This is a genomic window from Aneurinibacillus tyrosinisolvens (assembly GCF_001015055.1).
Lineage (GTDB): Bacteria > Bacillota > Bacilli > Aneurinibacillales > Aneurinibacillaceae > Aneurinibacillus_A > Aneurinibacillus_A tyrosinisolvens.
In genome coordinates this window covers 1-13,516 of sequence record NZ_BBWZ01000038.1, presented here as the reverse complement: position 1 = coordinate 13,516, position 13,516 = coordinate 1, and the positions used below count along the sequence as shown (strand labels likewise).

The 13,516-nt window shown below is 46.1% G+C and carries 12 protein-coding genes; all 12 read right to left on the bottom strand.

The features are described from left to right. Window positions 1-156 precede the first annotated feature (156 nt). On the bottom strand, window positions 157-885 hold the full coding sequence (gene pssA, locus MBEAL2_RS22725; protein WP_047154528.1) for a CDP-diacylglycerol--serine O-phosphatidyltransferase: 729 nt from the start codon (window positions 883-885) through the stop codon (window positions 157-159). A 105-nt stretch (window positions 886-990) separates the two neighbouring features. After that, the gene (gene disA / locus MBEAL2_RS22720) at window positions 991-2,079 is read right to left on the bottom strand and encodes a DNA integrity scanning diadenylate cyclase DisA (protein ID WP_047154527.1); all 1,089 of its coding nucleotides are present in this window, start codon (window positions 2,077-2,079) and stop codon (window positions 991-993) included. Between the two features lies 1 nt (window position 2,080). Next, complete coding sequence (radA, locus tag MBEAL2_RS22715; RefSeq protein ID WP_047154526.1) at window positions 2,081-3,451, bottom strand: DNA repair protein RadA; 1,371 nt, start codon at window positions 3,449-3,451, stop codon at window positions 2,081-2,083. Window positions 3,452-3,625: 174 nt separating this feature from the next. After that, complete coding sequence (locus MBEAL2_RS22710) at window positions 3,626-6,076, bottom strand: ATP-dependent Clp protease ATP-binding subunit (RefSeq protein ID WP_047154525.1); 2,451 nt, start codon at window positions 6,074-6,076, stop codon at window positions 3,626-3,628. A gap of 38 nt (window positions 6,077-6,114) precedes the next feature. Next, entirely contained in the window at window positions 6,115-7,182 is a 1,068-nt protein-coding gene (mcsB, locus tag MBEAL2_RS22705) for a protein-arginine kinase McsB (protein ID WP_047154524.1), read from the bottom strand. Between the two features lie 12 nt (window positions 7,183-7,194). Beyond that, a complete protein-coding gene (gene mcsA / locus MBEAL2_RS22700) occupies window positions 7,195-7,719 on the bottom strand; it encodes a protein-arginine kinase activator protein McsA (RefSeq protein ID WP_047154523.1) in 525 nt (174 codons plus the stop codon). A 37-nt stretch (window positions 7,720-7,756) separates the two neighbouring features. Next, complete coding sequence (locus MBEAL2_RS22695) at window positions 7,757-8,215, bottom strand: CtsR family transcriptional regulator (protein ID WP_047154522.1); 459 nt, start codon at window positions 8,213-8,215, stop codon at window positions 7,757-7,759. Window positions 8,216-8,434: 219 nt separating this feature from the next. Then, window positions 8,435-9,118 carry an HAD family hydrolase gene (locus MBEAL2_RS22690; RefSeq protein WP_047154521.1) on the bottom strand — a complete coding sequence of 228 codons (684 nt, stop codon included), beginning with the start codon at window positions 9,116-9,118 and terminating at the stop codon, window positions 8,435-8,437. 93 nt (window positions 9,119-9,211) lie between these two features. Then, a complete protein-coding gene (pstB, locus tag MBEAL2_RS22685) occupies window positions 9,212-9,979 on the bottom strand; it encodes a phosphate ABC transporter ATP-binding protein PstB (RefSeq protein WP_082130105.1) in 768 nt (255 codons plus the stop codon). 20 nt (window positions 9,980-9,999) lie between these two features. Next, window positions 10,000-10,878: a phosphate ABC transporter permease PstA gene (gene pstA, locus MBEAL2_RS22680; RefSeq protein WP_047154520.1), complete on the bottom strand. Its 879-nt coding sequence runs from the start codon at window positions 10,876-10,878 to the stop codon at window positions 10,000-10,002. Continuing rightward, window positions 10,878-11,801 carry a phosphate ABC transporter permease subunit PstC gene (gene pstC, locus MBEAL2_RS22675; protein WP_047154519.1) on the bottom strand — a complete coding sequence of 308 codons (924 nt, stop codon included), beginning with the start codon at window positions 11,799-11,801 and terminating at the stop codon, window positions 10,878-10,880. Before pstC ends, pstA begins: the two co-directional genes overlap by 1 nt. Before the next feature lie 96 nt (window positions 11,802-11,897). After that, window positions 11,898-13,028, bottom strand: a complete 1,131-nt coding sequence (gene pstS / locus MBEAL2_RS22670) for a phosphate ABC transporter substrate-binding protein PstS (protein WP_201780841.1) — start codon at window positions 13,026-13,028, stop codon at window positions 11,898-11,900. Between the last annotated feature and the right edge of the window lie 488 nt (window positions 13,029-13,516).

Below are 13,516 nucleotides of genomic sequence, written 5' to 3'. Positions count from 1 at the left end.
AAAGATGACGACTAAAAAACGCAGCTTTCCTCTTTATGAGGCCGGCTGCGTTTCCTACAACTTGAATGCAAATGTTTGATAAAATGGCTATAAGGAATACCATTAACATATAAGCAATACTAAAAAAAGGACCAGGGAATTTCTCCCTGATCCTTTTTATGAGTTTATGATTTCTTCTTCTGCATTTCTTTCGCGATTCTTCCTAAAAACCCGCTCAATGTTCCGTTTCATTCCATAAAAAGCGTAGAATGCAAGCGGGATAAAGATAATCATTGGAAATTGTGCAGGAAACCGCACGGCAAATATAGCGACAATCGCTACAATAATGGGTGTCATCCAGTACGCTGAACGCGGGATGCCTACCTTCTTGAAATTCGGATATTTAATGTTGCTAACCATTAAATAAGACAACCCAAGCATCCCCAGAATAAGGTACACAGGAGGGAACGCATTATGGTAAAGCGCCAGCGTGGCCAGCACGCCACCGGCTGCAGTAATCGGCAGACCAACAAAATAGCCGGTATTCCCGCCAGTCGCTGAGTTAAACCGGGCCAAACGAAGCGCACCACACACAGGAAACAAACCTGTAAGCAGAATCCCGACCCAGCCCATATCTTGCAAAAGAACAACATACATAATAAGTGCAGGAGCTACACCAAACGTAACAACATCGGATAAAGAATCCAGTTCTTTTCCAAATTCACTTTGTACATTAAGCATGCGGGCCAATCTTCCGTCGAGCCCGTCAAGCACCATTCCAATAATAACCATAATCGCAGCGTAGTTAAGATAGAGCGCGTCACCATTAAAAGCCAGCAGCATGGCAACAATCCCGAGAAATAGATTGCCCACCGTAAATAAATTAGGAATTGTCTTAGCTATCATATAGCCTCTAATACCTCCCTATTGCCGTTTCGCCTCAAACGACACGGCTCCCCTTTTCAAAAGAAAAGCTGTTTTTGGTCAAACAATCATCTTATTTTAGGCTTTTTAAATATGTCTGTCAATAAATACTTGTTCCTGTATCCTCTTTAACCCTTCCTTTATTGCGCGCGCCCGCACCTCTCCGATGCCTTCCACCTCATCGAGTTCTTCGATCGTAGCCATCATGACCTGCGGTAAACTTGAAAACTCGTCAATCAGGTTCGTTACAATAGAGACCGGCAGACGGGGAATTTTGCTCAAAATACGGTACCCCCTCGGGAATGCAGGTTCGTCATGAAGGTTCGTGCCGCCTGTATAACCGAGCACCTTAAGAATATTGGCCGGTTCAAGCAATTCATCAGCCGACAGCCTGTGGAGCTGGGAGAGGACGACATCCGGATCTGTTTCCTCTCCTGTCCTGCAATAATCTTTAATTAAAAGATATGCATCATCCTCGATATTGGAAACAAGTTCTTCCATCTGCATACTGATGAGGCGCCCTTCTGTCCCTAATTCATTAATATATTTTAAAATCTCAGCTTTAATGCGCAGGACCATCTCAATACGCTGGACAACAAGGGCAACCTCGTGGAGCGTCACAAGCTCCTCAAATTCCAGGGCCCCGAGATTTGTAAGCGCCTGATCGAGAACTGATTTATATTTTTCCAGCGTTTGAATCGCCTGGTTCGCTTTTGTCAGGATAACCCCAATGTCCTTTAACGAGTAACGATAAGGCCCACGGTACAGTGTGATGACGTTTCTCCTCTGGGAAATCGAAATGACAAGCTGACCTGTCTGCTTGGCTACCCGCTCTGCCGTCCGATGCCGAATCCCTGTCTCTGTTGATGAAATAGAAGAGTCAGGAATTAACTGTGTATTTGCATACAAAATCTTCTTTGCGTCATCACTGAGGATAATCGCTCCGTCCATTTTTGCCAGCTCGTATAAATGAGCGGGAGTCAGTTCGCAGTTAATCGAAAATCCACCGTCTACAATGGATTGCATGGTGGGCGTATTGCCGATAACAATGAGCGCCCCCGTCTTCGCGCGCAGAACATTCTCAAGTCCCTCTCTAAAGGCCGTGCCCGGTGAGACAAAACGCAGCACTTCACTCATAAATTGTTCACGTTTATTATCCGTTTTATCCGTTGCCATCTTATCCTCCTAATGCTTCCCGCAGCGCATCAGAGACGGTTTGAACCCCAACTACTTCGATCCCCTCCGGGTGCTCCCAGCCCGTCGCATTTTTCGCGGGTATAATGATACGCTTAAAGCCTAGTTTCTGGGCTTCTTTTACTCGCTGCTCAATGCGAGAAACTCCCCTTACCTCGCCTGTCAGGCCCACTTCGCCAATGACTACGTCATACGGGCGGGTCTGCTTATCACGGAAGCTTGATGCCAGGCTTACCGCAACTGCCAAATCTATCGCGGGTTCGTCCAAACGTACGCCTCCCGCCACATTAACATATGCATCTTGGTTCTGTAAAAGAAGTCCAACTCGTTTTTCCAGTACCGCCATAATCATGGCGATCCGATTATGATCTACCCCGGTTGCCATTCGCCGTGGTGTGGCAAACCCGGTCGGCGTCACGAGCGCCTGCATCTCAACGAGCACCGGACGTGTTCCCTCCATACTGGCGACAACAGTCGATCCGGCCACGCCCATCGAGCGCTCGGACAGAAATAGTTCAGAAGGATTGGTAACCTCCACAAGCCCCTGCTCTACCATCTCAAAAATCCCAATCTCGTTCGTCGAACCAAACCGGTTCTTTACCGCTCTTAGTATCCGATAGGTATTATGGCGCTCCCCTTCAAAATAAAGCACAGAGTCAACCATGTGCTCAAGCAGCCTTGGGCCGGCAATGGCACCCTGCTTTGTCACATGTCCTACAATCAGGATGGCGATTTCCTTTGTTTTTGCCAGCTTCATCAGATGGGCCGTACACTCACGGACCTGTGCTACGCTCCCTGGAGCGGACGTAACATCCGGATGAAAGATCGTTTGAATGGAGTCCATAATGACAACAGCAGGCATGAGCTCAGAAATCTGCTGTTCCACAAGGAATAAATCGGTCTCTGCCAGTACATACAAATTGTCACTGTTCGCTCCCAATCTCTCCGCCCTTAATTTAATTTGCTTCGCGGATTCTTCCCCTGATATATATAATACCTTATGATTCTTATTCGCCAGCTGCTGGGACGTCTGCAGCAGCAGCGTCGATTTCCCAATCCCAGGGTCACCGCCCACAAGCACAAGCGACCCAGGAACAACGCCCCCACCGAGCACGCGGTTTAATTCACTCATATTTGTATCCAGGCGCGGTTCATCTTCCCCTATGATGGAGGTAATCGGGGCGAGCCGCGCTGAAGAGGAGGGTCCTTTCCGCGCAGTGGCTCCTGACCTGGTCCGCTCCTCCAGTTCCTCCACCAGCGTATTCCAGCTTCCGCATCCGGGACACTTCCCCATCCATTTCGGGGTTTCATACCCGCATTCCTGGCATACGTACTTTGACTTGTATTTTGCCATGGTTATACTCTCCGTTCTCCTCTATCTATAGTAAATAGTTTCTCGCAAACAGGTACAATATCCTGCTAACATCGCATGGAAAGAATGTCAGTCCTTTCATTATACACGTTAAAAAGGCTCTCCCGGGTTAAAAAGTCACTCCAGGAGAGCCCATCATTAATATTATACTACATGTTACTTGGAAACTGATTCTCCCGCTTCCGCTTTTTCTACCGTAAGTGTGCCGTCTTTCACATCAATCTTTACTATATCGCCCTTTTTGATGCTGCCTGTCAGCAGTTCCTCAGACAGACGATCCTCGATATGACGCTGGATTGCGCGGCGGAGCGGGCGTGCTCCGTAAGCCGGGTCAAACCCTTCCTTCGATAGGAACTTCTTCGCCTCATCCGTAAGCACGAAGTCAATTTCCTGTTCATTTAATCGTTTACGCAGCTCTTCAGACATAAGCACAACAATTTCTGCAATGTGTGTTTCATCAAGAGAGTGGAATACGATTAATTCATCGACACGGTTTAAGAATTCAGGACGGAAGCTGCGCTTCAGTTCACCAAGAACCCGTTCCTTCATATCATCATAGTTTTTCGAGCTGTTCGGCGTCGTAAAACCAAGCGACGTATTTTTCTTAATTAAATCCGCCCCTACGTTAGATGTCATGATAATAACCGTGTTACGGAAATCAACGGTTCTTCCTTTGGAATCGGTCAGACGGCCGTCTTCCAAAACTTGCAGGAGGATGTTGAACACCTCAGGGTGCGCTTTTTCAATCTCATCAAGCAGAACAACGGAATATGGCTTGCGGCGTACTTTCTCCGTTAACTGTCCGCCTTCATCAAATCCTACATATCCTGGAGGGGCGCCCACCAAACGGGAAGTGGAGTGCTTCTCCATGTACTCAGACATATCGATGCGAATCATCGCGTCCTCCGCTCCAAACAGCGCTTCCGCAAGCGCGCGGGCAAGTTCGGTTTTCCCCACCCCTGTCGGCCCTAAGAAAATAAAGGAACCAATAGGGCGCTTCGGATCTTTCAATCCGGCACGGGCGCGGCGTACAGCGCGGGAGATAGATTTTACCGCATCTTCCTGGCCGATGATACGGTTATGAAGAATCTCTTCCATCTTAAGAAGACGCTCGGTTTCTTCTTCTTTCAGCTTCACTACCGGGATGCCGGTCCAGCTGGCAACAACGGAAGCAATGTCTTCCGGTGTTACTTCGGAATCCGTCTGCCCCTGTTTTTCCTGCCAGTCGTTCTTCGTTCTGTCTAATTCTTCACGCAGCTTCTGCTCGCTGTCACGCATGGAAGCCGCCTTTTCAAACTCCTGGCTCTGTACAGCCGCGTCTTTTTCCTTGCGCACTTCTTCCAAACGCTGCTCCAGCTCTTTCAAATTCGGCGGAATCGTATACGATTGAAGGCGAACCTTGGAAGCTGCCTCATCGATTAAATCAATCGCTTTATCAGGCAGGAAACGGTCCGAAATATAACGATCGGAAAGGTGAACGGCCTGACGAATCGCTTCATCCGTAATATTCACACGGTGGTGTGCCTCATACCGGTCGCGCAGTCCGAATAAAATCTGTACAGCTTCCTCCGCAGACGGCTCATCAACCCGGATCGGCTGGAAGCGACGTTCAAGGGCGGCGTCTTTCTCAATATATTTACGATATTCATCGAGAGTGGTTGCACCAATGCACTGCAGCTCACCACGAGCCAGAGATGGTTTCAGGATATTGGAGGCGTCAATCGCACCTTCCGCACCACCGGCACCGATTAGTGTATGAAGCTCATCGATGAAAAGAATAATATTGCCCGCCTGGCGAATCTCATCCATGATTTTTTTCAAACGGTCTTCAAATTCCCCTCGATACTTCGTACCGGCTACCACTGTACCCATATCCAGCGTCATGACACGCTTATTGCGAAGCGTTTCCGGGATTTCATTATTTATAATACGCTGAGCAAGACCTTCCGCAACGGCTGTCTTCCCTACGCCTGGCTCCCCGATGAGCACTGGATTATTCTTTGTCCGGCGGCTTAATACCTGGATGACCCGCTCAATTTCTTTTGCGCGGCCGATAACCGGGTCAAGCCCCCCTTCACGGGCTACCGCAGTTAAATCCCGGGCAAGACTATCAAGTGTCGGCGTATTTACAGCCGCATTGCTAGAGCTTTGCTGGTGGGAGGACAGCGCTTCGCTGCTTCCGAGAAGCTGCAATACCTGCTGGCGGGCTTTATTTAGGCTCACACCGAGATTATTTAACACACGAGCAGCCACGCCTTCACCTTCACGGATGAGGCCGAGCAGGATGTGCTCCGTCCCTACATACGTATGGCCCAGCTTCCTTGCTTCGTCCATTGATAGCTCGATAACCTTTTTCGCGCGCGGAGTATAGTTGATATTGCTCGGCTGTTCACCCCCGCGGCCGATTAACGATTCGACTTCACCCTGAATTTTATCTAAGCCAAGGCCGAGTGCCTGCAAAGCTTTTGCGGCGATGCCGTCCCCTTCTCGAATTAAACCGAGAAGGATATGTTCAGTCCCTATATTTTTGTGCCCTAGACGAACTGCCTCTTCCTGTGCAAGCGCCAGTACTTTTTGTGCTCTTTCAGTAAAACGACCAAACATCATAAAATAGACACCTCCAAAAGGGTAGTTAATTCATTATACTATTCCATTGCTGATTGCAAACGTTCACGGATCAGACGGGCCCGCCGTTCATCGCGGGAAGATGAAGTAAGCTGCTGTCCTGCATGCTGCTGGAGAAAACCGGGCTGTGTCATAATCATAAGTTCATTCATTATATGAACGGGAATGCCTTTAATAACATCAAGGTCAATTCCCAGCCTTACATCTGACAGTTTGTCAGACGCCTCCTTCGATTCAATCGTGCGCGCGTTTGTTAAAATCCCATACGAACGGCAGATTCGATCCTCCAGCTGAAGCCTTCTATTTTCCATAAGGTGGCGTCTGGCGGCCCGTTCCTGTTCAACGATTTGCCGTGCTACGCTGTCCAGGTTTTCAATAATCTCTATCTCAGATTGGCCAAGGGTAACCTGGTTGGAGATTTGAAACAGATTCCCGGTCGCTTCACTCCCTTCACCGTAGAGCCCTCTTACCACCAGGCCCACCTGTGTAATCGCCGATAGGATCCGGTTAATCTGCTGGGTAAGGACGAGTGCCGGCAAATGCATCATGATAGAAGCGCGGATACCTGTTCCGACATTTGTAGGGCAGCTCGTTAGAAATCCCCTCTGCTCATCAAATGCGAAGTCAACGTGTTTCTCAAAGATGTCATCAATTTTATCAGCCGCTTCCCAGGCTTTTTTAAGCTGAAGACCGGAAAACAGACATTGAATGCGAAGGTGATCCTCCTCGTTAATCATGATGCTTATGTCCTCATTTTCGCTCAGGACGGCTGCACCTTTCCGGGATTCTGCAGCGAGATTAGGGCTGATGAGATGCTTTTCAACAAGCACCCTTTTTTGCAGCATGGAAAGATCGTCCATCTTTATCATCTCGAACGCTCCAAGCTGGTTAAAGGCATCATCCCGCATGGCTTGTTCTACTTTCTGAATAATCTGCTCCGACTGTACGTCTGTCGCAAGCATGGGAAAGGGATGTTCGCGGAGATTCCGTGCCAGACGGACCCGGCTGCTAATCGCAATGTCGGCGTCAGCACCTTCCCCGTTCATCCATTCACTTACCGCATTGGTAATAAACTTCTGGAAAGACATCTTAATTCCCTCCTACAAACCTCCAATTTGCTGCTCTAGCTCGCGAATCCGATCACGAAGATGGGCTGCTTCCTCAAATTCTTCTTGATCAATGCAGCGGTAAAGATCTTTCTTCAACTGAGCCATTTCCTTTTTCAGCTTAATGGTTCCCCCGGAGCGTTCGGGAACCTTCCCGCTGTGGTGTGTATTCCCATGGACCCGGCGGAACAGCGGATCGAGCTTTTCCTCAAACGCTTCATAGCAATTGCTGCAGCCAAAACGCCCGCTGTTGCTGAATTGTGAATACGTAAGACCGCAGTTCTCACAACGGAGCGGCTTTTCCTGCTTTACTTCAAAGGGATTCGCCCCGGATTCTGTATTATTAAGCAGTAAGCCGGATAGCAGATGATGTATGGAAAAGTTATTCATCCCATCCGGAAACAGTTCTCCTTTTTCCTGAGCACATATTTCACAAACATGAGATTCGGTTTTTTCCCCATTAACAATTTTCGTAAAATGCAGCGTTGCCGGACGCTGATGACATTCCTGACAAATCATAAAGCGTCTCCTCCTGAATTTACGTGATAAAAATTTGCTACATAAAAATAGCCATAAGCATAGAGCGCAGAAGGTGGGCCCGCAGGTTATCACGCGCGGAAACCGGTACGCAAGTGAGTGATCGTCCTATTGCGGCCTTCATTAAACTCATCTCTTTCACTGTAATAATTCCCTCTTCCGCAAGCCTGATAATAATATTCTCCGCCACCGCAGCTGTAATGCTGTCTCCGATACTCTCCATCAGTTTATAGTAGAAGCGCTGCTGATTAATGATTTCAACTTTCCGGATGCGAATATATCCGCCCCCGCCGCGTTTACTTTCTACAAGATATCCTTTTTCTGTAGTGAAACGGGTGCTGATAACGTAATTAATCTGCGAAGGAACACATTGGAATCTATCAGCCAGTTCGCTGCGCTGTATTTCCACCGCACCATTGTGGCTTTGCTGCAAAATATTCTTTAGATGTTGTTCAATGATGTCGGATATATTCCTCATGTTCCCACCTCCTCCATCAGCGCTCGACTTTGACTTTGACTTTCTTTGACTTTAATTATACTGACATTTTTATTTACTTTCAAGTCCTCTATGCTGTTATTGTTGCCTCTGCCTCCTTTTTATATTCGATTTAAGTGTTATGTCTCCTTATAGTTATGTATCCTTATAGTTATGTACCCTTTTTTTCTCTCGCATAACAAAAAAATCTTAAGCGAAACTTCACTTACGATTTTCTTTCTGTTTTTCAATGATGGGAATAATGGAAGAAAACCGGCGAATCCGTTCGTCGGCTCCGTCCAGCTCACCGTCTTTGGCGAATCCAAAGTCGCAGGCAATCGTAAAGAGGCCATTTACCCGCCCTGCTTCTACGTCTGAGTGTCGATCCCCTACCATGACCGCCCGTTCAATCTGATAATCCTTCAGCAAAAGGGCAACAAGATCGTTCTTCGTCGCTGTATGAAACCGCCCTGCACTGTATAAATCGGTAAAAAGAGGGAGCAGGTTTGCATTTTCACAAACCGCCTGGATATATTCTTCCATCCCATTGCTCACGACAAAAAGCGGGATCCCTTTCTCACGCAAGGACTTCAGCGTTTGTATTACTTCAGGATAAAGCCGGCCCTGTTTCTGCCTCAACCGCTTGATATTGAAATCAAGCATTACCCCGTTTGCTTTGTGCTTAGTTTCCTCTGATCCATCAGGCAGCAGCTTGTTCCACAGCTCTTCCGTCGTCATTCCAAATACATTGATAATTTCTTTATCGGATGGGATCTCTCCCTGAATAGTCCCTTCCCGCTTTAACTGTTCAAATGTGTCCCGCACTGCTGGCAAAGCGATATTCTCTGTTTGCAGCAGCGTACCGTCCATATCAAAGAAGATAGCAAAAGGGATTTTTTCTTCCATGCGTATCACCTCCTCCTGTATTTTACCCCATTCTTTCTTCTTCCCATTAGAAAAAGCCACCGTATTTTTACGATGGCTTTGTGAAAAATTATATCATCCAAAACGTCCGGAAATATAATCTTCTGTTCTTTTGTCCTGCGGGTTTGTAAAAATCGTTTCCGTCTGATCAAATTCGATCATTTCTCCCAGGAGGAAGAAAGCGGTATAATCTGAAACGCGTGCCGCCTGCTGCATATTGTGTGTAACGATGATAATCGTGTACTTCTTCTTCAATTCAAAAAGCAGTTCCTCTACCTTCTGGGTAGAAATCGGATCAAGCGCAGATGTCGGCTCATCCATTAAAACCACTTCCGGTTCAACAGCGAGCGTTCTGGCAATGCAAAGACGCTGCTGCTGCCCGCCGGACAGCCCCATCGCGTTCTTATTTAAACGATCTTTCACTTCGTTCCACAGGCCCGCTTGAACTAAGCATTTCTCCACGACTTCGTCGAGCTGCTTTTTGTTTCGAATCCCGTTAATGCGGAGACCTGCTGCTACATTTTCATAAATCGACATGGTTGGGAACGGGTTCGGCTTCTGGAATACCATTCCAACCTGCTGGCGCACCGTTACAGGGTCACGATCCGCTTCGTAAATGTTTTCCCCTTCTACAATAAGCTCTCCCTTTACTTTGGCGCCTTCAATCACTTCATGCATGCGGTTAATCGCACGCAAGAAGGTTGATTTTCCGCAGCCAGAAGGCCCGATAAAAGCGGTCACTTTGTTTTTTTCAACCTTCATGTTGATATCTTTAATTGCATGGAAGTCTCCATACCATAAATTCAAATTTTTCGCTTCGATCATCGGCTGTGTAATAACCATCGCTTTTCCACCTCTATTTTTTATCGCTTTCTCGTTAATAAGCGTGCTGATACGTTTAAAATAACAACCATAAGAATGAGCGTTAAAGCCCCTGCCCATGCTTGAGCCTTCCAGCTAGCATAAGGGGAAATCGCGTAGTTGAATATGAGAACAGGCATCGAAGCAATTGGCTCATTCAGCGTTTTGTTCCAGTACATGTTGCCAAAAGCAGTAAACAGCAGCGGGGCTGTTTCTCCGGCAACACGGGCGATGGCTAGCATAACACCGGTAATGATACCCCGAAGTGCTGTTGGCAGGATAATGAGTAAGATGACACGCCACTTTGGAATTCCAAGAGCAAGACCCGCTTCCCGGATATTATTCGGTACAAGCTTTAGCATTTCTTCTGTTGTTCTTGTTACTGCAGGGAGCATAATAAAAGCCAAGGCAATCCCGCCAGCATAAGCAGAGAATCCCCCCATAGAAAGCACAACAAGAGCATATACAACAATCCCGACAACAATAGAAGGCACACCGAGCAGAATATCCGTCAGGAATGAAACTAATTTACCAAGGCGGTTTCTCCCGTATTCAGATAAGAAAATACCCGACATAAGTCCAATCGGAATCCCAATAACCGAAGCAAGTCCGATAAGAATAAAGGTCCCTATAATTCCGTTTGCCATTCCTCCCCCTATCTCACCGGGAGGTGCAGGCAAATGGGTGAAGAAACTAAGATTGAGGGCAGAGGCACCTTTTACAATTACATACCCAAGAATACTGAACAAAGGTGTGAGCGCAAGCATCATGCTTAATACAGTTAAAGCAACCATAAAGGAGCTAAACGCTCTCCGTTTACCAATTTTTGCGCTTAATCTATCTGCCTTTTTTCTTTTTGCATCCTGTATTGCAGCGTCCATTATTTCGCCTCCTGTACGCCTCTGGAAGTAGACCAGACGAGGAATCGCGCAAAGATATTTACTACTAATGTAACAGCGAACAATAAGAAGCCGATTTCAATTAAAGTTGACAGATAAAGATTAGAGGAAGCTTCATTAAATTCATTCGCGATTACACTGGCCATAGTATAAGCAGGATCAAATATTGAATCCGGAACTTCCGGTCGATTTCCGATAACCATGGTTACAGACATTGTTTCCCCGATTGCGCGGCCAAGACCGATAATCATAGCGCCAAGGATGCCTGAACGAGAATAAGTCAGTACAGCTTTTCGAATCATTTCCCACTTTGTCGCACCTAGGGCCAGCGCAGCTTCTCGCTGTGCATCTGGTACAACCATTAATACCTCACGGGAAATGGAAGCAATGGTTGGAATAATCATAATGGCCAGGATAACGCCCGCCGTGAAAATACCAACGCCAAAAGAAGGTCCTTTAAAGAACGGGATAAATGTTCCCAGCGTATTAATAAATAACGGTGCGATATATTCGCGAATAATAGGAGAGAGTATAAAAATTCCCCAAAGGCCATATACAATGGACGGAATAGCCGCTAACAACTCGATTAAAAATCCGATAACATCACGAAACCATTTTGGTGCAACTTCAACAAGAAAAATTGCAATACCGATACTAATTGGGGTTGCAATTAATAGAGCCAGGAGAGAAGAAACAATTGTACCGTAAATAAAAGGCCAGGCGCCAAATTCTTCCGCTACCGGATCCCATGCGCGGCTAAAAAGAAAACTCGGGCCGTATTTATTTATCGCAAAGCTGGATCCGCGGAACATTTCCCATAACATTATGCCCAACAGCGCAATAATCGAACATCCGAAAATGTAAGCTATCGCTTTAAAGATTTGATCTCCATATCTTTTCTTCAAGGATTACACTCCTATTCTCTTGAAAAAAGCGGCAAAAAACTCCAAGTTAGAGTTTTTTGCACGCTTCTCTAATAGTACTGCTTATTTTAATGTTACTTATTTCAGAACTTGTTCACCATTAACTTTTACTGTTTTCAATTTAGCAACGCCCTTATCCTGAAGTTCTTTTGGAAGTGGAGCGTACTGTAAATCGCTAGCATATTGCTGGCCATCTGTAAGAGACCATTGAAGCATAGTAAGCATTTTCTCAGCTTTTGCTTTATCCATCTTCAAATCTTGAGGTACTAGAACCCATGTAGCACCTACGATTGGATAGCTGTCTTTACCAGGTTGGTTTACCAGCTTTACTTTCAAATCTTCCGGAATATTTGAAAGTCCTCCGGCTGCCGCTGCACTTACTGTATCAAGCGATGGTTTTACAAACTGGCCATCTTTGTTTTTAACTTGTGCCACTGTCATGTTATTTTGAATAACATAAGCTAATTCAACATATCCAATGGATCCTGGAGTGTTTTGAACCTGTCCCGCTACACCTTCGTTACCTTTCGCACCTGTACCTACGTTTGCCCACTTGATCGATTTACCTACTAAGTCTTTCGGCCAAGAAGTTGGAACTGCATCGTTTAAGTAGGTAGTGAAAATGCTGCTTGTACCGGAACCGTCAGAACGGTGTACCGGGAAGATATCCGTTGCAGGAAGTTTTACACCTTGATTGTTTGCTGCAATTTTCGCGTCGTTCCATTTCTTGATTTTACCGTTATAAATGTCAGCCACGTTTTCAGCGGTTAACTTAAGATCTTTTACACCATCAAGGTTGTAGGCTAGTGCTACACCACCGAGTGTTGCAGGGATGTGAAGGACATTTCCGCCTGCAGATTTAATTTCATCTTCTTTCATTGGAGCATCGGATGCTGCAAAGTCAACTGTTTTTGCAATTAATTGTTTAATACCGCCACCTGAACCGATAGACTGGTAGTTAACTTTTACATCTGTATGCGATTTAGCGTATTCACTGAACATTTTAGAAAACAAAGGATTGATAAAGGTGGAGCCTGCTCCGTTAAGCAAAGTTGCGTCGCCACCCGCGGCATTATTTCCACCATCTGTTTTCGGTGTATTTTGTGCATCTTTGTTGCCTTCTGGAGTCAGGTTGTTAGAACCACAAGCTGCCAGAGAAAAAGCCATGATGATTGCAATAAACAGAAAACCAAATTTCTTGAAATTCACCTGGAAAAGCCCCCTTAAAATTTTTGCTGCTTCATTTCAATATTTTCTTGCTGACTTACGAGATTCATGATAAACGTTGTCGAATCATGGAACAAGGTATTTTACATTATCTTTATGCTTTCTTTACAATTCGTTTACACCTTTAAAAATGCGCTTCTTTCCAGCTTTCTCCATGGCTTGGATCCCTTGAATTCACTCAGTTTTTAGACAGGTAAGAAAAATTGTAAATTTTTTATTAAGAAATGAAAAAAGGAAGGGGCGAAAAAAGGGAGTTCAGTCTACTTGCCTTTCCCTTCCGCAAAGAAGTAGAAACTGTCCGCTCCACCTCCCTGCGAGCAGAGCCCGCAAAACATCTGGGTAGCGGGGTGATGGAGACAATTGCGGTCTTTTTTGTTTAACGAACCTTACGGTTCTTTTACTTTGCTAATACAAAAAGGCCCCTACCCACGCCGGATAGAGGCCTTTTCCATTACACCTTCAAAACTGAA